At 47.8% G+C, this 20,290-nt stretch carries 17 protein-coding genes and 1 riboswitch; of the genes, 3 read left to right on the top strand and 14 right to left on the bottom strand.

Annotated elements, in window-relative coordinates; translation table 11 throughout:
* Positions 1 to 99 precede the first annotated feature (99 nt).
* The 7 genes from metK to QZT18_RS07680 all read right to left on the bottom strand — a co-directional run bounded on the left by metK (position 100) and on the right by QZT18_RS07680 (position 11,358).
* Positions 100 to 1,290 (bottom strand): methionine adenosyltransferase, encoded by a 1,191-nt coding sequence (metK, locus tag QZT18_RS07710; protein ID WP_294146257.1) that lies wholly within the window; start codon positions 1,288 to 1,290, stop codon positions 100 to 102.
* Between the two features lie 111 nt (positions 1,291 to 1,401).
* Positions 1,402 to 1,551: riboswitch (SAM riboswitch) on the bottom strand.
* 251 nt (positions 1,552 to 1,802) lie between these two features.
* Positions 1,803 to 3,095, bottom strand: coding sequence for a UDP-N-acetylglucosamine 1-carboxyvinyltransferase (locus QZT18_RS07705; protein ID WP_125141878.1), 1,293 nt, complete (start codon positions 3,093 to 3,095; stop codon positions 1,803 to 1,805).
* 201 nt (positions 3,096 to 3,296) lie between these two features.
* Positions 3,297 to 5,780 carry a hypothetical protein gene (locus tag QZT18_RS07700; RefSeq protein ID WP_294146253.1) on the bottom strand — a complete coding sequence of 828 codons (2,484 nt, stop codon included), beginning with the start codon at positions 5,778 to 5,780 and terminating at the stop codon, positions 3,297 to 3,299.
* Positions 5,781 to 7,144: 1,364 nt separating this feature from the next.
* Positions 7,145 to 8,068 (bottom strand): NTP transferase domain-containing protein, encoded by a 924-nt coding sequence (locus tag QZT18_RS07695; RefSeq protein ID WP_294146250.1) that lies wholly within the window; start codon positions 8,066 to 8,068, stop codon positions 7,145 to 7,147.
* Positions 8,069 to 8,238: 170 nt separating this feature from the next.
* A complete protein-coding gene (gene gltS, locus QZT18_RS07690) occupies positions 8,239 to 9,438 on the bottom strand; it encodes a sodium/glutamate symporter (RefSeq protein ID WP_294146249.1) in 1,200 nt (399 codons plus the stop codon).
* A gap of 168 nt (positions 9,439 to 9,606) precedes the next feature.
* Positions 9,607 to 10,578 carry an aminopeptidase gene (locus tag QZT18_RS07685; RefSeq protein ID WP_294146248.1) on the bottom strand — a complete coding sequence of 324 codons (972 nt, stop codon included), beginning with the start codon at positions 10,576 to 10,578 and terminating at the stop codon, positions 9,607 to 9,609.
* A gap of 90 nt (positions 10,579 to 10,668) precedes the next feature.
* Positions 10,669 to 11,358 carry a GntR family transcriptional regulator gene (locus QZT18_RS07680; RefSeq protein WP_294146246.1) on the bottom strand — a complete coding sequence of 230 codons (690 nt, stop codon included), beginning with the start codon at positions 11,356 to 11,358 and terminating at the stop codon, positions 10,669 to 10,671.
* 368 nt (positions 11,359 to 11,726) lie between these two features.
* Between QZT18_RS07680 and QZT18_RS07675 the strand changes: the two genes are divergently transcribed.
* Both QZT18_RS07675 and QZT18_RS07670 read left to right on the top strand, forming a co-directional pair.
* Entirely contained in the window at positions 11,727 to 12,965 is a 1,239-nt protein-coding gene (locus QZT18_RS07675; protein WP_294146244.1) for a 6-phosphofructokinase, read from the top strand.
* A 70-nt stretch (positions 12,966 to 13,035) separates the two neighbouring features.
* Positions 13,036 to 13,713: a Crp/Fnr family transcriptional regulator gene (locus QZT18_RS07670; protein WP_294146242.1), complete on the top strand. Its 678-nt coding sequence runs from the start codon at positions 13,036 to 13,038 to the stop codon at positions 13,711 to 13,713.
* 151 nt (positions 13,714 to 13,864) lie between these two features.
* Here QZT18_RS07670 and trxA read toward each other — a convergent pair whose 3' ends face one another.
* Positions 13,865 to 14,176, bottom strand: a complete 312-nt coding sequence (gene trxA / locus QZT18_RS07665) for a thioredoxin (protein ID WP_294146239.1) — start codon at positions 14,174 to 14,176, stop codon at positions 13,865 to 13,867.
* Between the two features lie 169 nt (positions 14,177 to 14,345).
* Between trxA and QZT18_RS07660 the strand changes: the two genes are divergently transcribed.
* Complete coding sequence (locus tag QZT18_RS07660; RefSeq protein WP_294146237.1) at positions 14,346 to 14,831, top strand: GNAT family N-acetyltransferase; 486 nt, start codon at positions 14,346 to 14,348, stop codon at positions 14,829 to 14,831.
* A 43-nt stretch (positions 14,832 to 14,874) separates the two neighbouring features.
* On the opposite strand, the gene QZT18_RS07655 is transcribed toward QZT18_RS07660, so the two are convergent.
* The 6 genes from QZT18_RS07655 to QZT18_RS07630 all read right to left on the bottom strand — a co-directional run bounded on the left by QZT18_RS07655 (position 14,875) and on the right by QZT18_RS07630 (position 20,286).
* On the bottom strand, positions 14,875 to 15,054 hold the full coding sequence (locus tag QZT18_RS07655; RefSeq protein WP_164516808.1) for a hypothetical protein: 180 nt from the start codon (positions 15,052 to 15,054) through the stop codon (positions 14,875 to 14,877).
* Positions 15,055 to 15,211: 157 nt separating this feature from the next.
* Positions 15,212 to 15,778, bottom strand: a complete 567-nt coding sequence (locus QZT18_RS07650; protein ID WP_125141867.1) for a 6-carboxytetrahydropterin synthase — start codon at positions 15,776 to 15,778, stop codon at positions 15,212 to 15,214.
* A 57-nt stretch (positions 15,779 to 15,835) separates the two neighbouring features.
* Complete coding sequence (locus QZT18_RS07645; RefSeq protein WP_366925814.1) at positions 15,836 to 16,180, bottom strand: transcriptional repressor; 345 nt, start codon at positions 16,178 to 16,180, stop codon at positions 15,836 to 15,838.
* A gap of 476 nt (positions 16,181 to 16,656) precedes the next feature.
* The gene (locus tag QZT18_RS07640; RefSeq protein WP_294146232.1) at positions 16,657 to 17,967 is read right to left on the bottom strand and encodes a serine dehydratase subunit alpha family protein; all 1,311 of its coding nucleotides are present in this window, start codon (positions 17,965 to 17,967) and stop codon (positions 16,657 to 16,659) included.
* A gap of 58 nt (positions 17,968 to 18,025) precedes the next feature.
* Positions 18,026 to 19,027 (bottom strand): uroporphyrinogen decarboxylase family protein, encoded by a 1,002-nt coding sequence (locus tag QZT18_RS07635; RefSeq protein WP_294146230.1) that lies wholly within the window; start codon positions 19,025 to 19,027, stop codon positions 18,026 to 18,028.
* Between the two features lie 50 nt (positions 19,028 to 19,077).
* Complete coding sequence (locus QZT18_RS07630) at positions 19,078 to 20,286, bottom strand: Xaa-Pro peptidase family protein (protein ID WP_294146229.1); 1,209 nt, start codon at positions 20,284 to 20,286, stop codon at positions 19,078 to 19,080.
* Positions 20,287 to 20,290: the final 4 nt, after the last annotated feature.

Here is a 20,290-nt window from a genome sequence, read left to right as displayed (position 1 = left end):
CCGCTAGAATGCCCTGTTTATGGTACTTCTGGCAGCATTTCCTGCTGAAGAAAAAGAGAGTCCCGCAAATACGGAACTCTCTTTAAATTTTACCATCTATTATTTTAAATAACCTTTGAGCAGGTCTGCCTTGTCCAGTTTCTCCCACGGAAGATCCAGATCATTACGGCCGAAATGACCGTATGCGGCAGTCTGTTTGTAAAGAGGACGGCGCAGATCGAGCATTTTGATGATTCCTGCCGGACGCAGGTCAAAATGTTCACGGATGATGCCGACCAGCTCCTGATCACTCAGTTTACCGGTGCCGAAGGTATCGACCATAACGGACGTAGGCTGTGCCACGCCGATTGCGTAGGAAAGCTGGATCTCGCACTTGTCCGCCAGTCCCGCGGCTACGATATTCTTTGCCACATAACGGGCCGCATAAGCTGCCGAGCGGTCTACCTTGGTGCAGTCCTTACCGGAGAACGCGCCGCCACCGTGACGGGCATATCCGCCGTAGGTGTCAACGATAATCTTACGTCCGGTCAGTCCGCTGTCCCCATGAGGGCCGCCGATTACAAAACGTCCGGTCGGGTTGATAAAGAATTTTGTCTCGGAATCGATCATGCCGGACGGCAGAATCGGGTCAAAAACATGGCGTTTAATGTCCTTATGAATCTGTTCCTGGGTTACATTCTCATCGTGCTGTGTAGACAGAACAATCGTATCCAGGCGGATTGGCGCACCGTTCTCGTCATACTCTACCGTAACCTGTGTCTTTCCGTCGGGACGGAGATAAGGAAGAGTTCCGTCCTTGCGCACTTCCGTCAGGCGGCGGGCCAGTCTGTGTGCCATATAAATCGGGTAAGGCATAAATTCTTCCGTCTCGTTTGTAGCATAACCGAACATCATGCCCTGATCACCGGCTCCGATTGCCTCCAGCTCTTCATCGGACATTTTATTCTCTTTGGCTTCCAGAGCCTTGTCCACTCCCATTGCAATATCGGTGGACTGCTCGTCAATCGCTGTGATAACACCGCAGGTGTCACAGTCAAAGCCGTATTTAGCCCTGTCATATCCAATCTCACGCACTGTCTCACGCACGATTTTCTGAATATCCACATAGGCCTGGGTTGTAATCTCACCCATTACCATGACAAGGCCTGTCGTGGTAGCCGTCTCGCAGGCAACGCGGCTCATCGGATCCTGCTCTAATAAAGCATCCAGAATGGCATCGGAAATCTGATCGCACATTTTATCCGGATGGCCTTCGGTCACTGACTCAGATGTGAAAAGTAGTTTCTCCATTGTATTCCTCCTTGTTTTTAAAAGACGACGAAAAGCACGCTCCGCGGTATTTTCATCGTAGATCAATAAAAAGTCCGTAGCAATACGGACTTGATTGTGGTCTATCAAATCCTCTTATTGCTCGATTGACCGGAACATTCCGGCGCCTCGCTCAGGCTGGCACCTTCCGCCTCTCGCATTCGGGACATCCTGTCCTTCCTGCCTAAACGGGGTTGCCGTGACTTCACAGATCCTTTGTATCTCCATCACTCTGAATAAGGGATATTACGTACTTTTTAATTTATTTAACTGCAACATGTACGATATCATACTCTTTTTCCTATGTCAAGTAATATCAGGAAATTTTAATTGAGATGCGGGGACGCCTCTGAATTTCCTATGAACAACGAAAAGCACGCTTCGCGAACTTTTCATTGCCACTCAATAAAAAAATTCGGGGCAGAGCGCCGGATTCCGGTAATCTACCGAAATCCACTGCTCTGCCCCGAATCATATCACAGGCACTTTGTCCGTCAGCCTACTTTTAATTTGAACTTGTGGGCTTCTTTCTCAGAATCCACCTTCTCAATTACGGCTCCCAGGCCCTGAAGTTTCTTCTCAAAATTCTCATAGCCCCTCTGGATATATCCTATCTCGTCGACAATCGTATATCCCTCGGCAGCCAGTCCCGCAATGACAAGCGCGGCGCCGGCTCTCAGGTCCGGTGCATTCACCTGTGCTCCCGTCAGCTTCTTTACTCCGCTGATGATGGCGGTATAGCCTTCTACTTTGACATTGCTTCCCATTCTGGCAAGCTCGTCCACATATTTAAAACGGTTCTCGAAAATACTCTCTGTAACAATGCTGGTTCCCTCCGCCAGGGCCAGCGTGACGGTCATCTGTGGCTGCATATCTGTCGGGAATCCCGGGTATGGCAGTGTCTTGATATCCGTATGTTTCTGTTTCGGCTTGCCTACAACGCGTACGGCCTCGTCAAACTCCCTGACTTCACAGCCCAGCTCAATCAGCTTGGCGGTAATCGCCTCCAGGTGCTTCGGAATAACATTCTGTACCATAACATCGCCACGGGTGATCGCGGCGGCACACATGAATGTCCCTGCTTCTATCTGATCGGGAATAATGGAATACTCCGTTCCATGCAGCTTGTGGACTCCTTTAATACGGATTACATCCGTACCGGCTCCTTTGACATTGGCTCCCATGCTGTTCAGGAAGTTGGCAACGTCAACTACGTGAGGTTCCTTTGCAGGGTTCTCAATGATAGTCTCGCCTTCTGCCAGGGTAGCCGCCATCATAATATTGATCGTAGCCCCTACGGAAACTACGTCCAGATAAATATGACTGCCCACCAGATCGATGGCATGGGCCACTACTGCACCCTTCTCCACCTCAATCTTGGCACCGAGGGCACGGAACCCCTTCAGATGCTGGTCGATCGGCCTGCTGCCGATATTACATCCGCCGGGAAGCGGCACTTCCGCACTCTTATACTTGCCCAGCAGAGCGCCTATAAAATAGTAAGACGCACGGATCTTGCGTATATATTCATCATCTACGCTGACCTCTTTAATGTTCTTTGCATTAATACGGACCGTATGTCTGTCAATACGATCCACGTCGGCGCCGATCTCATCTATCGCTTCAAGAAGCACATTGATATCTCTGACATCCGGAAGGTTCTCTATCAGAACATCCTCGTCCGTCATGATTGATGCAGCCAAGATTCCCAAAGCAGCATTCTTTGCTCCGCTGATAATGACTTCTCCTACCAGAGAGTTGCCGCCTTTCATAATATATTGTTCCATCCTCGCACCTCAAAAATATATTAAAAAACAATGTATATTGTTACAGAATTCTTAATTTCTAACAATCGCTTTCTACTGATTATACCATATCGTCAGGATTTGTAAAGGTTTCGTCCACTTTTTTACGTTTTCAGCCACCTGCAAGTTACTGCTCACGCCGCATTGCGCTGTGAACAGTAACCCCTGCAATACCAGTATCTGCTACTGTGCCGGAAGGAATCCGATGAAGTCGTTTGCGCCGTTATTTGTGAAAAATGCCGCCGCGTCATTCAGTCCTATCTTCTCAATATAGGCGAATTCCGTTCCCGGGAACCAGAGGCAGGAAATGTTGTACTGATCATATCCGTATATCAGCCCATAGCTTCCATTGCCCAGGTAGGCTACTACCGGACGGCCGCGGAAAACAAAATACAGGACCTGGTTCAGGGTGCATCCCCTTGCGTTTACAAACTGGACTCCGTCCGAAGATTCTTCCAGTCCCTGGGCCATTTCATCCAGATACCGCTTAATCACGGCCACTTCATTCTGTATATCCTTTATGGTCCTCGCGTCGTTCCGGTTCGCCCTCACCCAGAACACCCGGCCATCCTGGTCGGTGACAAGGCCCATATCATCATAAGCCGCCTGCACCGCCTGAGTGAAGTCCACAAAGGAACCGTTCATCCTGCCTCCGCCGTACGCATAGTACCGCCTGATGTTCATCGGCCTGTTTGCCGTCAGCGTTATGACATTATTTTCCTCGGCGACCGCTTTCTTCGGCACATGGACCCTGATACTGCGGGATTTGGCTGTCTGGGTATTCAATTGCACAAAGTACAGGCGCCCCTTGGTCGAATCCGCCAGGTATCCGATTCCGGCCAGCGGATCGGCAATCACTTCCTCATTGCATACAAGCGTGTCTTCGTCCGCCGTTTCATAGTCACTGCCCGATTTGCGCATTCTGGTCATGTGGACGCGGCTGTCGCGTATCTGTACGTCCGTCAGATAAAGTCCCTGACGTTCATACCTCGTTTCGGTCTCCATGTTACAGCCCACAATCTCAAGAGCATAGAGCGGAAGGCCCGTTACGCGGCCATCCGTCATCAGCTTTTCACCGGGGTTTGCCAGCCCGTACACCAAATCGCTGCCGACAAAGCCCACCAGACGGATCACCGTCTGATCCTGGAAACGTATCTCATCCTTTTTGCCCGTCTTCAAATCCATGACATTCAGTTTCTCAGAACTGTAAATATCATCCCCGTCCTGCCAGGCAATCCTGGAACCGTCTGCGCTGACGGCAAAGTTTTCCTCCGTCAGGCCGTCGGCCACCACCATATATTCCTTACCGGACAGTTCCACCCCGTAAACGGCGTGATCCATCAGCAGATACAGCGTCTGATTGCTGCTTAAATAGCTCAGACGGCCGATATCCTGACGCAGGCTCCAGTAATCTTCACTTGAAGGCAGATAGAGGCGTTCCGTCAATGTATTGTCCCCGCTCTCATATCTGTAGAGGGCCACTCCCGTTGTTCCTTCGTGATTACCCCTGTTCATATATCCATATACGAGGAAGTCGATATTACCCTCTTCACTCACCGAAAGAATCTTGACACCATAAGAGTTAAAATTCGTCCTCAGATCATCTTCGCTCTTTCTGAATGCAAAAACCTTTGTGCTGCTCCCTTTTTCCGCATCGTAGCACCACAGCGCGCGGTTTGCCACAAAGGCGCGGTATTTTTCGGAAGGATCGCTCATGGTCTGCAGTTCATCGGAGTCGGAAATACCCAGCATAATGCGTTTGTCCGAATACAGGCTGCTGTCTCCGGAAAAAATCTGGTTCATGCGTCTGTCATAGTTCATCATATACGTTCTCTGGGTGTTCCATTTCATGGTAAAGCTCTCGGTCACGTCAAAATATTCCTGTTCCCCGTCCTCATCCGCCGTACTGGCCACGTAATTCAGCTCAATAATTCCCATGATGCCCTGCATCTCTTTGATATGGATGGACACCTCACTCTCACGCTTCATCTCCATGCCGCGCCACGTAAGCTGGGTAAAGCTGTTTTTCAGAGTCACCTCACCAAGGGAACTGTTATCCGCGTTCAAATCCGTTTCAAGGTAGGTTGTTAAATCCCTGGCCGTATCATAGCTGAACGTCTTATCGGAAAATTCCCTGGCCAGAGTCAGCATTTCTTCCATATGATTGTTCTCCGACCATACAACCCTGGTATAGTAATAAACCGCCGGGTGATCCTCGGTGGAAATAGCGATTGTCATCATATATTCTTCGTTGGCCGTCAAGAGGTTCTGGATCGGGAGCACGGCATTTACGTCCGTCCCCTCCTGGGTCCACTCCTCCAGGACCGTCCTCTCAACAAGGCGTTCGCCGTCCAGGCTCCTTATTTCATACTGGATCCCCCTTACCTTGGAATCCACATCCTGGAAGGTGATGGGCAGTCTGCGGTCCTGCGGCAGGACCGTCAGGTCTCCGCGTCCGGCGCTGGTATGCTTGTCCTCAATAAAACCGTAGAGACAGTTCATCCTGCTCCCAAACAGCCCCATGTAGACGACCGGAAGATTGGCGTCCTCAATCGACGTGTAGACGGCTCCATCCTCCCCTTTTCTTGAAGACCATATGAAATAGGCGGCCAGGGCCACCACGAATATCACCAGTAAAATTATAGCTTTCTTTATCGTTTTTCTCATTCTGCCTGTTCCTTCTATAGAAATACTAAACAATTGTTTCAGTCTGTTTTATCATTTTTTATCATATCCACTTCGTGAATATAAGTCTCCGACGGAATTCAGCGCCAGACTTTCTGCGGCAGGCGCAGAAATCTGCATGCGCATGATATAATGTCCGCATTGCGGACATTATATCATATTCACTTTGTGAATATGAGTCTCCGACGGAATTCAGCGCCAGACTTTCTGCGGCAAGCGCAGAAATCTGCATGCGCATGATATAATGTCCGCATTGCGGACATTATATCATAATCCACTTCCAAATTCCAGAAATACCTGGAAGTGGAAATGACGAACAGCTCTTTGTAAACTTTTCACCGTCAATCAGGAACCGTATTGCAGGAACATTTGCCCGGAACGCAGGAAAGCAGGGAAGATTTTCCTTTCTTCCCTGCTACTATCATTGCCTTTTATTCTGTTTTTATCACGTTTTCGGCACACGTTCAGATTTATCTGCACCTGCCTGTGCGGCAGCGCCTTCCCTGCAGTTCGTTAAACAGAAGAATTCCCAGAACGTCGTTCAGAAAGTAATTTCTGGGACGCAGAGGCGGTCCCCACGGGCCTGGCGGCGGTGGCGGCGGGCCCCACGGACGGGGTGGCGGTGGCGGGCCCCACGGACCTGGAGGTGGCGGCGGGCCCCATGGACGAGGTGGCGGTGGTGGTGGGCCCCACGGACGAGGTGGCGGTGGTGGCGGGCCCCACGGACCCGGCCCTGGTGGCGGGCCCCATGGACGTCTTTCCGTTCCGACCTCCTGAATTTGAGTCTCCTCCATCTCCCAAGTCTCGTAGCCTTCTCCGCCCCCGTACTCGCTGTTGACAGGGCCGTAGGAAACCCGCGGAGCCGTATCCGCAGTTCTGATTTGAGGCGGTTCCAGCTCTTCCGAGGTCATTTCCGCCTGCTCTGTCTCCTGGCCGGCGGGTGCTGCTCTATCTGCAATCTTCTGAATCATCTGCTCCATCAGAATTCGATCCGGAAACTCATCATAGATCGGGCTTCCGTCGTATTCCATCTCATCGCAGACCTCTTCCACGTACATTTGCAAAGTCTTGACTCTATCGGGAAACATACTCTTAAAGTACTCAAAGTCCCGGATTCTTCCACTTCGCTCCGCCTGAACAGCCTGATCCTTGCGGTACAGTATGTAAGGCTCCAAAGCTGCTTCCTGCGCTCTCAATCTTTCATACGAAAAATCCTGCATCTGATTCCCATTCCTCCTTCTGGCATGAAGTTATATGGTATCATATGCAGGATTTTTCCAAAGTTTCTATATTGCTTCCCCAATCCGGGGATTTTCTTTTATTTCTGCCTTAATTTTTCCGGTCAATCAGTTAAACAGCTTTTCCGGATAAACGCCCTGGCTGATCAGTGCCCTGATAGACTCCGCAACCCCTGCCTTGTCCTCTTTGTAGGTTACGCCGAACCAGTGATCCTGAGTTTCCAGCACCGTAACTCTGACACGGCCGTCCTTAATCATCTGGTCGATGATGGTCGGAAGCAGGTATTCAGACTTAATATCGCCTTCTTTCAAATTCTGCAGAAAGGCAGGAAAACCTCTCTCAAGCTCTCTGATAAACGCAGGCGTAAGTCCCCACATATTCATTGAGACATGCTGATCCGCCCTGACCGTAACCGGGTTCCCCTCTTTGTCGGATGCAGACAGGCCGTCCGGAGTTTTAACAATGTTGTAAGTCTCCGTCACGCGCTTTAAAACTCCGTCTTCCCCTACTTCACACACCCCTCTGGTAACTCCGCCGTTATCGCTTAATGTGTTGGTCAGAATAAAGCCGCCCATGCAGACATCATAAACGGGCGCATTCTCATCCATCTCAGAAATCATGTAATCATGAATCTTCTTAAATACTTCCTTGCCGTAATAGTCGTCCGCATTGATAACCAGAAACGGCTCATTTACGATATCGCGCACACTCAGTACCGCCTGACCCGTTCCCCACGGTTTTTTCCTGCCCTCAGGGACTGAAAATCCGTCAGGTATATCGTCCAGTTCCTGGAATGCATAAGAAACCGGAGCAATCTTTTCAATTCTGTCTCCTATCACTTCCCTGAAATCATCCTCCAGATCGTGGCGGATAACAAACACAATCCGGTCAAAACCTGCTTCAAGTGCATCATGGATTGAATAATCCATAATAATCTCGCCGTTAGGCCCTACCGGCTCCAACTGCTTAATCCCGCCTCCAAAACGGCTTCCGATTCCGGCAGCCATGATTACAAGCGCTGTTTTTTTCATTTCTCTTCTCCTCATATGTGTTTCCTTGATAACTGCATAACAGTATAGCACATGGGGGAGGGTTCTGCAATCAGGATGTTAGGTGGGGGAAGGGACGCGGATAGCAGGATCGAAGACTCATAGCATTCCTCTCACCATCCCGCCGGGCCGGCCCGGCCGCGAACTTATATCTACTTCAAAAAATTCACAAAACCTGTAATTACAAATGTATTGATGAGGTTAATGAACAGGCTGCCTACCAGCGGCACGATAAAGAAGGCATCCGGTGATGCACCGTATTTTTCTTCTACCGACTGCATATTGGCCATGGCCGTCGGAACGGCGCCGAGTCCGAAACCGCAGTGACCGACCGCAATCATAGCGGCGTCGTATGTTTTTCCCATGAACTTAAATGTAATGAATACCGCACAGACGAACATCAGGATGGTCTGGGCCAGAAGCAGAACGAGCATTGGAATTGCGAGGTCTGCGAGCTGCCATAACTGCAGGGTCATCATTGACAGCGCCAGGAATATAAGAAGCGATATGTTGCTGATGATTGAAATTTCCGGCAGGCGCAGTTTTAAATGATCCGTGTTGTCGGCAATGTTTCTGATGATGGCCGCTGCCGTCATGCCTCCTACCGAAGCAGGGAATGAAAGGCCGGTTTTGGCGAGTAAATCCGAAACAAGACAGCCCAGTGACACGGCGATAAGAAGCTGGTATGCTCCTACGGTCAGGGCACGTTCACTGGATCCGTTTGCCGATTTTCCGAGTTCACTGTCGTCCAGTTTTACGGCAACGCTGGCCGCATCGGAACTTTTTAAATGGTAATGTTCGATCAGGAAACGTCCCGTCGGGCCGCCAATCAGGCTTCCCGCCACCAGGCCGAATGTGGCCGCCGCCAGGGAAATCGTATTGGCGTTTGCAAGGCCGGCCCCTTCCAGAACAGGTGCAAATGCCGCCGATGTTCCGTGGCCTCCCGTCATAGGGATGGAACCGGTTGCAAGACCTACCAGAGGATCGATGCCCATCAGCTTAGACAGGCCGACTCCCAGCAGGTTCTGGAATATTACGACTACGGAGGAGATGACCAGGAAAATAATAACCTGCGGCCCTCCCTTTTTCAACAGTTTCCAGCTTGCCGTAAATCCGATTCCGGAATAGAACAGCAGCATGAAAAAATCTTTAAACGCCATGTCAAACTTGATTTCAAACGCACCTGTCTCGTGACCGATAAGAATCAAAACCGTACATATCAGGCCGCCGACTACCGGTACGGGAATACAATATTTCTGTAAAATTGCAACCCGCTTACGGATTGCCTCGCCCAAGATTAATATAACGACTGCGATTGCTATGGTATGATATACATTTAATCCAATTGTCATAGTTCATTCCTCCTGACCTTCTGTTCAGGTAAAGCTTTTCCGCCTCTATACTCCCTGTAATCCTCCCGCCTGAAGCTTTATCTGCTATTTCCCATAATAACAATAATTACACGTCAAATTAGCCGAAATTCTTTTCGGACTGCGTGTTAATTTCCCCTGTTAAACGACTCAGATTACCAGCGCTTTTCCCGCATCCATCAGAGTCTTACCGTCGGCCATGATGGTCGCATCCTTCATAATGAGATCGTAGTGGCAGGATGCCTTCACAACTCCCCCGAGTGTGATGCTCGTTCCGATTCCTATGTGGGCCGACCCGTACACGCCCTCGTCTTCCAGCATAAATCCCATGAATCGGCACTGCGGGTTCAGGCCCACTCCCATCTCTGCAATGTTGTATACATTGGGATCATTTTTCGCCGCCAGATCGGCTTTCAGCATTTCAGCCTGTTTTCCACCCTCAATTGAGGTGATAAATCCGTTTTCCACCGTGAGACGGACCGGTTCATCCAGAACGCCGATACCGATATACGGGATGCTGGCGTCCGCTATAATCACGCCGTTGGCCGTTCCTTCCAGCGGGGATACGTTTGCCTCCACCGTCGGTATGGTGGAAAACTGGCCTTTTTCCACCATACAGTAGAGGGAATTTCCTCTTCTTCCGGCAGCCGAGTAACGCAGGTTGGTGCCCGCGGCCGTCGTCAGCACAATCTCCCGGGAACCGGCCAGAGCCTCCGCCATGGCCTTGCATACCACCTTCGCCTCTTCAAAATCACACTCGATTCCGCCGTGAATCATCATTTCCTCGCTGAACTGCGTCAGAACAACGCCTCTGGAACCATTCTGGACCGCATCCTTTACCGCATTGGTGTGTGTGATGGATTTACCTACAACGGAGATAAATGCGTCACTGGATTTCATTGCCGCCGCTATCGTCTTCGGCGGCTCCTGGCTGTCCTGTTCCCTCGGCTCCATCACCGTAAGTATCGGCTGTGCTCCAACACGGTAAACAGCCGCCGCCACCGCCTCGGCGATGCTCAGCTTGGATTCCTCCGTGATAATTACCACTTCTTCACCCGGCTGCACTTTGACACAGGTGGTCACCACTTTGTCCGCCCCTCTTGCCATTAAAATTTTCTTCATCCTGTATATCCTCCTTATTATTGATTTACTTTCTATTTTCTATATTCTATAGAATAAATATTAGTAAAAAAAAGAAGTTTCCTTCTTTTTTTAGTTTTCCTGCTCACGGGTACCGTCCTCCCCGTAAACCGGGCGGCGTCCCTCTATGTACTTCTGGCCGTTACGGATATGGGTCACCATCGCATTCTGGGCTCTCTCCAGATCGTGATCCCGGATTGCCTCGGCTATCGCAACATGCTCATGGTATATCTCAGTTCTCCGCTTCTCATCGCTGGCGGAGTACTTCATGTCACGTGAAATAACCGTATTCAGCATGTCGAGCAGACGGCAGAGCATCGTGTTGTCCGCTGTCAGATAAATCACATTATGAAAGCTCTTGTTAATCCTTGATACTTCCAGAATATCTTCCGTATTCTTCTCCTTTTCAATGATATCAAAGAGCTGCTTCAGGGTATTCTCATCAAACCGTCCGATTGCATCTTCCAGCGCCATCTTCTCCAGCGCCTCCCTGCAGTGGTAGGCCTCCCTGATCTCTTCCTCGTCCAGCTCCTTCACAACCGCCCCACAGTATGGGACAATCTCAATAAAACCATCGCCGACCAGTTTCTTAAAAGCTTCCCTGACCGGGGTTGCGCTGACTTCCATCTGCTTTGCAATATGTTTTTCCTGAAGCTTGGTCCCCGGAGGCAGTTCTCCGCTGACAATTGACTGGACCAGAATCCTGTATACTTTTTCACTCAATGGCATCTTTCCTACGGTTGGTAATTCACTAATCTGCATTGTCTCTCCCATCTGCGGGAAAGGTTTTCTATATTCTATAGAATATAATATCTCCTTCCCCATGTCAATACTTTTCTGTTATTTTTCTATTTAATTTGTTCCTGTCTGAATTCTTTGCCGCTTATTCTATTGGCTTCCATTTCATCTCAAAAGATGGTTATCTCATTTTTTATGTGATTTTATTATAATGAAATTTGGCATTAAAAGCAATATTCCCCTACTTTTTCTTGTTGTAGTATCATAAAACTGATATAATCATTTTATAACGGTAAAAAGTTTGGACAGATGACTTTCCGCCGTTGTGGACGGGAACCTGTATGCTCTTTCCACGGGCCACCGTTACTAAAAAAGTTTGGAGGGGTATAACTATGAAAGGTAATGTAATTGTCGGCCAGTCAGGCGGGCCTACCGCTGCCATTAATTCCAGTCTCGCCGGTGTATTCCGGACCGCCATCGACAGAGGGGCTCCGAAGGTATACGGAATGCTTCACGGCATTGAGGGTTTGTTAAATGAGAAGTATATTGATTTATCTGAGCATATCCAGACCGATTTAGACGTAGAACTGTTAAAGAGAACGCCGGCCGCCTATCTTGGCTCCTGCCGTTATAAACTTCCCGAGATTCATGAAAATATTGAATCCTACGAGAAAATTTTTGAAATTCTCGACAAACTGAATATAGAATGTTTCATTTACATAGGCGGCAACGATTCCATGGACACGATTAAGAAGCTGTCCGACTATGCAATCATCAAGGGGTATCCGACGAAATTCGTGGGCGTGCCGAAGACGATTGACAACGATCTTGCGCTTACCGATCACACACCCGGCTATGGCAGCGCCGCCAAATACATCGGCACATCCACCAAGGAAATCATCCAGGACAGCAGTGCGCTTGTTTACAGCAAGGGCCTCGTAACCATCATCGAAGTAATGGGCAGAAACGCCGGCTGGCTGACCGGATCCACCGCACTCTCGGAAGGCGAGGACTGCGAAGGACCGGATTTAATCTATCTGCCTGAGGTTGCCTTTGATATTGAGGATTTTCTGGAGCGCGTAAAGAATCTCCTTAAGAAGAAACCCTTTGTCGTGGCCGCCGTATCCGAGGGCATCCGCCTGGAGGACGGCCGCTATGTGTGCGAGCTGACGGACGGTGTGGATTTTGTCGATGCTTTCGGCCACAAACAGCTCACCGGAACCGCCAACTATCTGGCCCGGCGCCTTGCACAGGAGATCGGCTGCAAGACGCGCAGCATCGAACTCAGTTCCCTGCAGCGGGCGGCTTCCCATCTGGCTTCCCGTATCGATATCCTGGAGGCTTTCCAGGTTGGCGGCGCCGCAGTTAAGGCCGCTGATGAGGGTGACACCGGGGAGATGGTTATCTTAAAGAGAATCTCCGATGACCCATACCAGTGCACCACCGAACTGCGCAATGTACACAAGGTTTCCAATGTGGAAAAGACCGTTCCCCGTGAGTGGATCAACAAGGACGGCACCTATGTGACCGAAGAATTTATCAGCTATGTGCGTCCGTTAATCCAGGGTGATGTTTCTCCCGTCATGGTGGACGGCATTCCGCGATACCTGTATCATAAGAAAAATTATTAATATTTAAAAAGAAGCGGTGAAAGGCCTGAGCAACATGCCTTCCACCGCTTAAGAAATCAGAGGTATTTGTATGACGTCAAATGATGTAACCGTATACTTAAAAAACCTGCCCTTCTGGGAACATATCTCCGATGACGATAAAAACCTGATTTGCGGCAACCTGCATCCGCTTCATTATGAGGCAGGCCAGTCCGTCCACTCGGGTGAAGCCAATTGCCTTGGAGCCCTGATTATCCGTCGGGGAATCCTCCGTACGTTTCTACTTTCCGACGAAGGAAAAGAGACCACCATGTTCAGGCTCAGAGAAGGCAGCATATGCATTCTTTCCGCATCCTGCGTCCTTTCCGTCATTACCTTTGATGTTCAGATAGAAGCAGAAACCAACTGTGATGTACTGTTAATCCCAAGCGCCGTATTTCAGGCGCTGATGAAGCGCAATATTTATGTAGAAAATTTTGCCTACAAACTGATGACCGAACGTTTTTCGGATGTCATCTCCGCGGTTGAGAGGATGTTTTTCCTGAATCTCCAGCAGAGAATTGCCGTGTTCCTGATCGATGAATCCGTCGCCCAGCAATCCACGACCCTCACCCTCACCCAGGAACAGATTGCAAAGGCCATCGGAAGCGCCCGTGAAGCGGTGAGCCGCAATTTAAAGCTCCTTGCAAAGAGCGGCTGTATCGAGGTATCCAGAGGCACCATCAACATCCTGGACAGGAAACAGCTCTACGAGATTATTTCGGCCTGAATAAATCCGGAGGCCGAGCCGATAAAAAGGGAAAGCGGCGTCACTGACATCACTTTCCCTTTTTATTATGTTTCTATTTTGTTCTTCCTTTATACGGTATTGCCTTAAACTAATATTCCTTTGATAGCTTCTTTTTTACTGCGGCGTTCTGTTATGCCTTCAGGGCTTTTTCCAGGGTCTGAAGGGACTGTAAACCAACCATTTTTTCTTTAATTTTGCCATCCTTAAATACGATCAGGGTCGGAATGCTCATAACCTGGAACTTTTCAGCCAGCTCCGGCTGTTCGTCGATATTGACCTTTCCCACATTATAACCGGCCACTGCCAGTTTCTCCACTGCCGGTCCCTGCATTCTGCACGGTCCGCACCATGTTGCCCAGAAGTCCACCAGGACGCTGCCTCCCTCTGCGCTGAGTATTTCTTTATCAAAATTCTGTGTTGTCAGTTCTTTTACGTCTGCCATGATTGATCATTTCCTTTCATTTAAATATTACCGCTATGTTCTAAGTTACTGTAGACTTATCACTTCGATGACTGTATTATAAACATAAAACTGCTCTTAATCTGTGACTTAGTCACAAATCCTGTGCAGATTCGAATTTTATACATTATCTTTTACGGAGGTACGAATTATGGATAACCCGCAGCTCAAATTCCGCAGCGCAAAAAGGGAGGATACCGGACTGATTCTCGATTTTATCAAAGCACTGGCCGAATACGAAAAAATGGCCGATGAGGTCATTGCCACTGAAGAACTTCTGGAGGAATGGATCTTTGATAAAGGGAAGGCCGAAGTCCTGTTTGCGGAGGAGAACGGCACTCCGGTCGGATTCGCCCTGTTTTTCCACAATTTCTCGACCTTCCTCGGAAGAGCCGGAATCTATCTGGAGGATCTCTTTGTCCTTCCCGAATACCGTGGGAAAGGTTATGGGAAATCCCTGTTCAAAAAACTGGCGGCCACAGCCGTAGAGAGAGGCTGCGGCCGTCTGGAATGGTGGTGCCTCGACTGGAACCAGCCGAGCATTGATTTCTACCTTTCCATGGGCGCTCAGCCGATGGATGAGTGGACTTCTTACCGCATCAGCGGAAAAACGCTGCTTGAAATGGCAGAAACCTGATATTTCTTTAAACACGGCCCGAATATTTCGCGCATCCGGCCCTTTAACCGCGGAACATATTTTCCACGTAATTCTTCATTTCCTGTCGGCTCTCTACATCTCTGGAACCGTCTATATAACGCTCCTGCTCATCGTGAGACAGGGCGGCAAAGCGGTTCAGTATATCTGAGTGCTGTGCCAGTTCCATGGTAAAGCCGATGGGAAGCTCATGGTTATCGATCATTTTAATCACCCCGGTATTATCATGTGAAAATGAGGTAATTAGTATTCTGGAATTTTATTGAAATATGAGCTGCGGTTCACTTATTTTTTTGAAAATGCCAAAAACAGCAGGCCGTTCAAAACCCGCTGTTTTTGACTGCAGTTCTACCTAGTTCTACTTAGTTTTTCTTATATCCGCATTTCGGGCAGACACCGTTTTCATTCAGGGCAATGCCGCACAGAGGACAGCGATCGATCTGATTCTTTGTCGTAAACTCTGCGGAAGCTGCATTCACGCCGCTGGTAAAGGTGATCTTTGCAATATTCAGTTTATCCTTAAGCAGGTCATAAACAATTTTAATCATGCCCTCAACCGTCATGGTTTCTTTTGTAACCACAAGCCGGCATTCCGGATAGGCTGTCGCAAGCTCGGTTTTGAAAGCCGGGCCCTTCATCTGATTGTTGGGAGCGCCGTCACGGATACCCTGCTTTTCATATACTTCAAGAATGGCAGGCAGCAAAGGATCGTCTTCCCTTAAAATCAGAGCGTGATCAAAATTCTTCAAAACGGCCCAGGCGGTCTTTTGAATCTCATTACATGGGAAAACCATATTTACACCCGGCTCAACGGTGTCTTCCACCTCGATGGTCAGAATACCCGTATGTCCGTGCAGATACTGTGCTTCACCCTTAAAACCGAAAAACCGGTGAGCATATTGCAAATCTAATGTCGTGATACTTCTCATATGTAGTCCTCCTATTATTATATTTTTACGGGAATCCGCGCCCGCATACGCACATGGTTATGACAGCTCTTTCTTCTTACATTCAGGACAAAGATATTGAATCTTCAAATCATATGCTTCAATTTGGAAACCCACCTGCTTCTCCAGGTCAGCAGTTAAATCCGAAAGAAAAATATCAGACAGCTTCCCGCATCGGCAGCAAACCAGATGGTCATGCCGTGTAATTCTGTCATAGCGGTCGGGTTGCCCTTCAACGCTGATTTTCCGGATACTGCCCTGCCGGTAAAGGCTGTTCAGATTGTTATATACCGTCGCAATAACGACAGCGGGGAAATGTTTCTTTAGTGCGAAAAAGACCTGCTCCGCCGTCATGTGTTCATGCGAGCTATTGATAATTTCCAATATGCTTTGTCCGTACCTCATTGTTTTTCTCCTGTTTTAGAATTATTCTAAATCTAAATTAACATATATTTCCATATCTGTCAAGAAATTTCTGAAAATTATGTTGATTGGTGGTGATGGGTCAGTATAATATGGGGAAGAGTTGATATGAAAGAACGCCTTTGTCGGATAACAGACGGGGTATGAGGATGGTATTGTCGCGGCAATGCCATTCTGTCATGAAGAAATAGAACAGACCAGCGATCGTCCCAGCGTCATTCTCTATCTTCTACGATATCCCATTATGCTTAGAAACAGGACACAAAAGAAGAAGTGCCAAGCCGGTTTTACTGCCCGGCTGGACGCTTCTTCTCATTTGGATTATATGGGATGTATGCTTTTACTGCAATATGAAAAGCGCTTTCAAATAACATAATTCCATTTTTAATTAAGGGAAACCGACCTGTTACAGACTTTTAATTTTCTGCTAACGACTTTTAATTTCCTAACATAATATTCAATATTTCAATATCTGTCCCCTTCATTCCTACCCGGCCCATTCGCCCTACGGCTGCTATTGTATCCTCCGGATTCTCCATTGTCATTCCTTCTCCAGGTTTAAAGACATTTCCCGCGAGACTGAGTTCCAGTGCCATTAAAGCATTTTCTACCGCTAAACCAATTTTGGCGGCACAACTGGCCTTCGCTCCATCACAGACCATTCCTCCTAATGTCTCTATACTGTTGGTAATCGTATCGCACAAAACCTGATAAATTCTGGAATCTTCCCTCCTCTTCTTTAACATCATATATCCAATCCCACAGGCCGCTCCGGTGGCAGCACTGGTAGCTCCGCAATAGGCGCTCAAACTTCCAATATATTTTTTTTGATGCACACTGAGCAGATTTCCAATCACCATAGCTCTCATCAATATCTCATCTTGAACATCCAGTTCTTTTGCATAAATCACGATAGGCATAGTCACTGTAATACCCTGGTTTCCGCTTCCACTGTTAATTACAACAGGAAGAGAACACCCACTCATTCTGGCATCACTGCCTGCCGCCGCCGCTGCTCTTGCACGAAGTCGTACATTATTGCTTCCATATGTAAAGGCTGCGTTGTGCATGAGAATTTGTCCCGTTTCCACTCCGTAGGAGCCTTTCAGCCCTTCTTCAGAAATAGCCATATTATAAGAAATCTGGCGAGACAGTATTTCTTCCACATCTGAAATTTTCACTTCTTCTGCAAACTGTAAAATATTTTCTACAGATAACAGCATCCTGTCGGTTCTGGATTCTTCCTCTCGTTGGACTTCACTTTCTTTTTCAAAGAGAATGTTACCGTCCTTCACAATCCTGGTGATATTGTTGTGATGTTTTTGAAGTTCTACTATGGCAGAATGCTCCTTATTTCTCACTTCCACGATAATATAAAGGTTGTCTACTCCTTCAATAAGGCTGCATCTGCAGAAACCGTTTTTTAAAAGTTCCCTGGTTTTTTCAATATGGCTCTGAGTGATACCTTCCAGTACGGCCAGTTCACGCTCGGGATTTCCTCCAACGATTCCGAGTATCGCCGCCACGTCCATCCCACGCATTCCATCGGAATTAGGCACAATAACACCTTTTACATTTTTAATGATATTACCGCTGCACTGAACATGACATTCATCCGGTTCTTCTCCCAGTACCTGTCTCGCCTTGGCGCCTGCATAGGCAATAGCAATCGGTTCTGTGCAGCCCAGAGCGACTAAAAGCTCTTCTTTCAAAATATCCAAATGGTTCTGATACAGTTTTTTGTCCATTTCTGTCTCTTCTCTCGTTACATTTTTTCGCCGCCCAGAATAAAACATTTTTTATCCTCTATTTTTCAAAGGCCAGCTCTATCTCATTCCTAGTTTTTCCTATAAAAGCAAGCATTTCATCATCCAAAGGATAACGGATGACACATCCGGGGGTTAAAATCTGGTGCAGTCCGCCCAGCTCTTTAAAACATTGGAAAATCTGATTTTGAATTGCGCCTTTATTCTTTTTAGTAATATCTGTACGATTCAGTCCACCCATCAGACATTTTCCAGTGAGCATATAGGCCTCTTCCAAATCCGGCAATGTTTCCCATGCATGCCAGTTAAATATCTGAACCGGGTAGTCCTTCAACAATTCAAACATAATATCGTTGCCATGGCAATGGAGCGTATTCATCCATCCTTTTTTTGCCGCTTCTAAAACACGTAAATCATAAGGCTTTCCAAACTCCGCATACTGTCTAACTGTACACTTGTCATAGGAACTCATCTGAGATGCCAAAAAGATTCCATCGGCCCCTTGTGAAATGGCCGCCTCCGCCAGTTGGCAGGTGGTTTCTGTGATAACTTCCAGAGCAGATTTTACTTCCTCGCCATAGCCGCCCTCCAGGTATTCTGTCAATTCCCCCCCACATATTTTATCGGCTATTGTGATTGGTGTAAAAACTGTAAAAATTACAGGCACCTCTTCACCTGACAGCTTATCAAGCACCAGTTTAAGATGCCGCAGTTCTCTGGCATTGCTGCCTTTATCACATGAACATACTTTAAGCTTTTTCCAGTCATCCGCACAATGAACCGGAGAGCTGACCAGTTTGGCTACACCGCCCTTTGCAATTTCTGAATAGTCGATTGTACATCCAAAGTCTTCAACAGCATACATTCCATTATTCATTGTTTTGACGAAATCGAAGTCATAGGTCTTATAAAATTCATAAGTTTTCTGTGCAATGGCTTCCGGATCCAGATCGGTTCCCGGCATATGGCTCCAGAAAGAATATGGAAGTTTATCCGGTTTTTCTCCTCGAATCGCTGCCTGTATACGTTCTTTTTTTGTCATATTACTTCACCCCTTTGGGAGGTTCGGCTACCGCCTCCCCTCCTTTTCTCTTATGCTTTTATAATAATTTTATCTCTTTTGGAATGCGTCAGGAACTCAAATCCATCCTCTGTAATGAGGACCGTGTCGCTGTTCCTGACAGCCCCCAGATCCGCGCTCATAAGTCCCGGCTCTACGGTTAAAATCATTCCTGGTGCAAGTTCTTTTTTATTACCTTTCGTCACAGAAGGAAACTCGTGAGTGGATAATCCCATTCCATGACCGCAACGGCCCGGTAAGATGTTACCAAACCCGGCGTCTTCATATTCTTTCATTGCGGTAAAATACAGTTCTTCAAAAATAGTTCCCGGGCGAAGCATATTAAAAATTTTGCTCCGAGCTCTCAGCATAGCATCGTAGGCCCTGGTACGCTCTTCGTTAACATAGCCCACTATTACCGTTCTTTCATTCTCCACATTATATCCACCGATTCTGGCCCAGCTCATCGGCATGGTCAAGTCACCCGGCATTGGTACATAGCCCGAGGGACAATCACAGCCATAATTGAGGCGTTCATTGGACATGCACCATACTACAAAAGTATCTATATCAGCTGTCTCTGAATTGGAGAAACCGGACACCTCATATTTCTGATATTTTTCATGCCAGCGGTTCCTCATGGCATACTGTCCTTCTGTAGCAGCCTGCGCTTCACTTGCCCCTGCTTCCAACGCTTCTATGGCTCTGGTTACACCAAGGTCAACCAGCTCTCCTGAAATGCGGCACATACTGATTTCATGGGAATCCTTAATCAAACGAAGATCGAGGGCATCCTGAGCTATGTCAACGTAGGATTTAACCTGCAGTTTTTGTTGAAGCTGTTTCAGAAAATTCATGTTGGCATAATCGCCTTCAACGCCTACCGTTAACGGCGTATCTCCCAAAATTTCCCGTAAGGCGTCCAGCGCATCCATGGCAATTGACTGTGTTGCCCCCCATTTTCCATAGCAAAGAACCTTATCTACCGCGCCCTCATTAACAGCGTGATCGTGCCGTATGCAATGAACCAGAAGAAATGCATCCTCTTCTGTAATGACAAAATAAGGAACATGGCTGATAATGATCGGATTAAAATTGCTGAAGTAAAACACATTTTCCGGCCGCATCATAATGGTTACATTTACCCCTTTTGTCTGCATTGCCATACGCATACGGTCAATTCTCTGTTTCACATATTCTCTAAGCTCTCTACTGGAGCGCTTCTCATCTAAAACATTCATACTA

This window comes from uncultured Clostridium sp. (assembly GCF_900547735.1).
Classification (GTDB): Bacteria; Bacillota; Clostridia; order Lachnospirales; family Lachnospiraceae; genus Otoolea.
The sequence above is the reverse complement of the archived record's forward strand: the minus strand, read 5'-3'. Positions and strand labels throughout refer to the sequence as shown.

What these genes read in the sequence shown, in the direction of transcription:
- QZT18_RS07655 (WP_164516808.1), bottom strand. Translation starts at nt 15,054, where the DNA reads ATGATCGATAACCATGAGCTTCCCATCGGCTTTACCATGGAACTGGCA.
- QZT18_RS07640 (WP_294146232.1), bottom strand. Translation starts at nt 17,967, where the DNA reads ATGGACAAAAAACTGTATCAGAACCATTTGGATATTTTGAAAGAAGAG.
- trxA (WP_294146239.1), bottom strand. Translation starts at nt 14,176, where the DNA reads ATGGCAGACGTAAAAGAACTGACAACACAGAATTTTGATAAAGAAATA.
- QZT18_RS07650 (WP_125141867.1), bottom strand. Translation starts at nt 15,778, where the DNA reads ATGAGAAGTATCACGACATTAGATTTGCAATATGCTCACCGGTTTTTC.
- QZT18_RS07695 (WP_294146250.1), bottom strand. Translation starts at nt 8,068, where the DNA reads ATGAAAAAAACAGCGCTTGTAATCATGGCTGCCGGAATCGGAAGCCGT.
- QZT18_RS07630 (WP_294146229.1), bottom strand. Translation starts at nt 20,286, where the DNA reads ATGAATGTTTTAGATGAGAAGCGCTCCAGTAGAGAGCTTAGAGAATAT.
- QZT18_RS07675 (WP_294146244.1), top strand. Translation starts at nt 11,727, where the DNA reads ATGAAAGGTAATGTAATTGTCGGCCAGTCAGGCGGGCCTACCGCTGCC.
- QZT18_RS07700 (WP_294146253.1), bottom strand. Translation starts at nt 5,780, where the DNA reads ATGAGAAAAACGATAAAGAAAGCTATAATTTTACTGGTGATATTCGTG.
- QZT18_RS07685 (WP_294146248.1), bottom strand. Translation starts at nt 10,578, where the DNA reads ATGAAGAAAATTTTAATGGCAAGAGGGGCGGACAAAGTGGTGACCACC.
- QZT18_RS07670 (WP_294146242.1), top strand. Translation starts at nt 13,036, where the DNA reads ATGACGTCAAATGATGTAACCGTATACTTAAAAAACCTGCCCTTCTGG.
- gltS (WP_294146249.1), bottom strand. Translation starts at nt 9,438, where the DNA reads ATGACAATTGGATTAAATGTATATCATACCATAGCAATCGCAGTCGTT.
- QZT18_RS07635 (WP_294146230.1), bottom strand. Translation starts at nt 19,027, where the DNA reads ATGACAAAAAAAGAACGTATACAGGCAGCGATTCGAGGAGAAAAACCG.
- QZT18_RS07705 (WP_125141878.1), bottom strand. Translation starts at nt 3,095, where the DNA reads ATGGAACAATATATTATGAAAGGCGGCAACTCTCTGGTAGGAGAAGTC.
- QZT18_RS07680 (WP_294146246.1), bottom strand. Translation starts at nt 11,358, where the DNA reads ATGCAGATTAGTGAATTACCAACCGTAGGAAAGATGCCATTGAGTGAA.
- QZT18_RS07660 (WP_294146237.1), top strand. Translation starts at nt 14,346, where the DNA reads ATGGATAACCCGCAGCTCAAATTCCGCAGCGCAAAAAGGGAGGATACC.
- metK (WP_294146257.1), bottom strand. Translation starts at nt 1,290, where the DNA reads ATGGAGAAACTACTTTTCACATCTGAGTCAGTGACCGAAGGCCATCCG.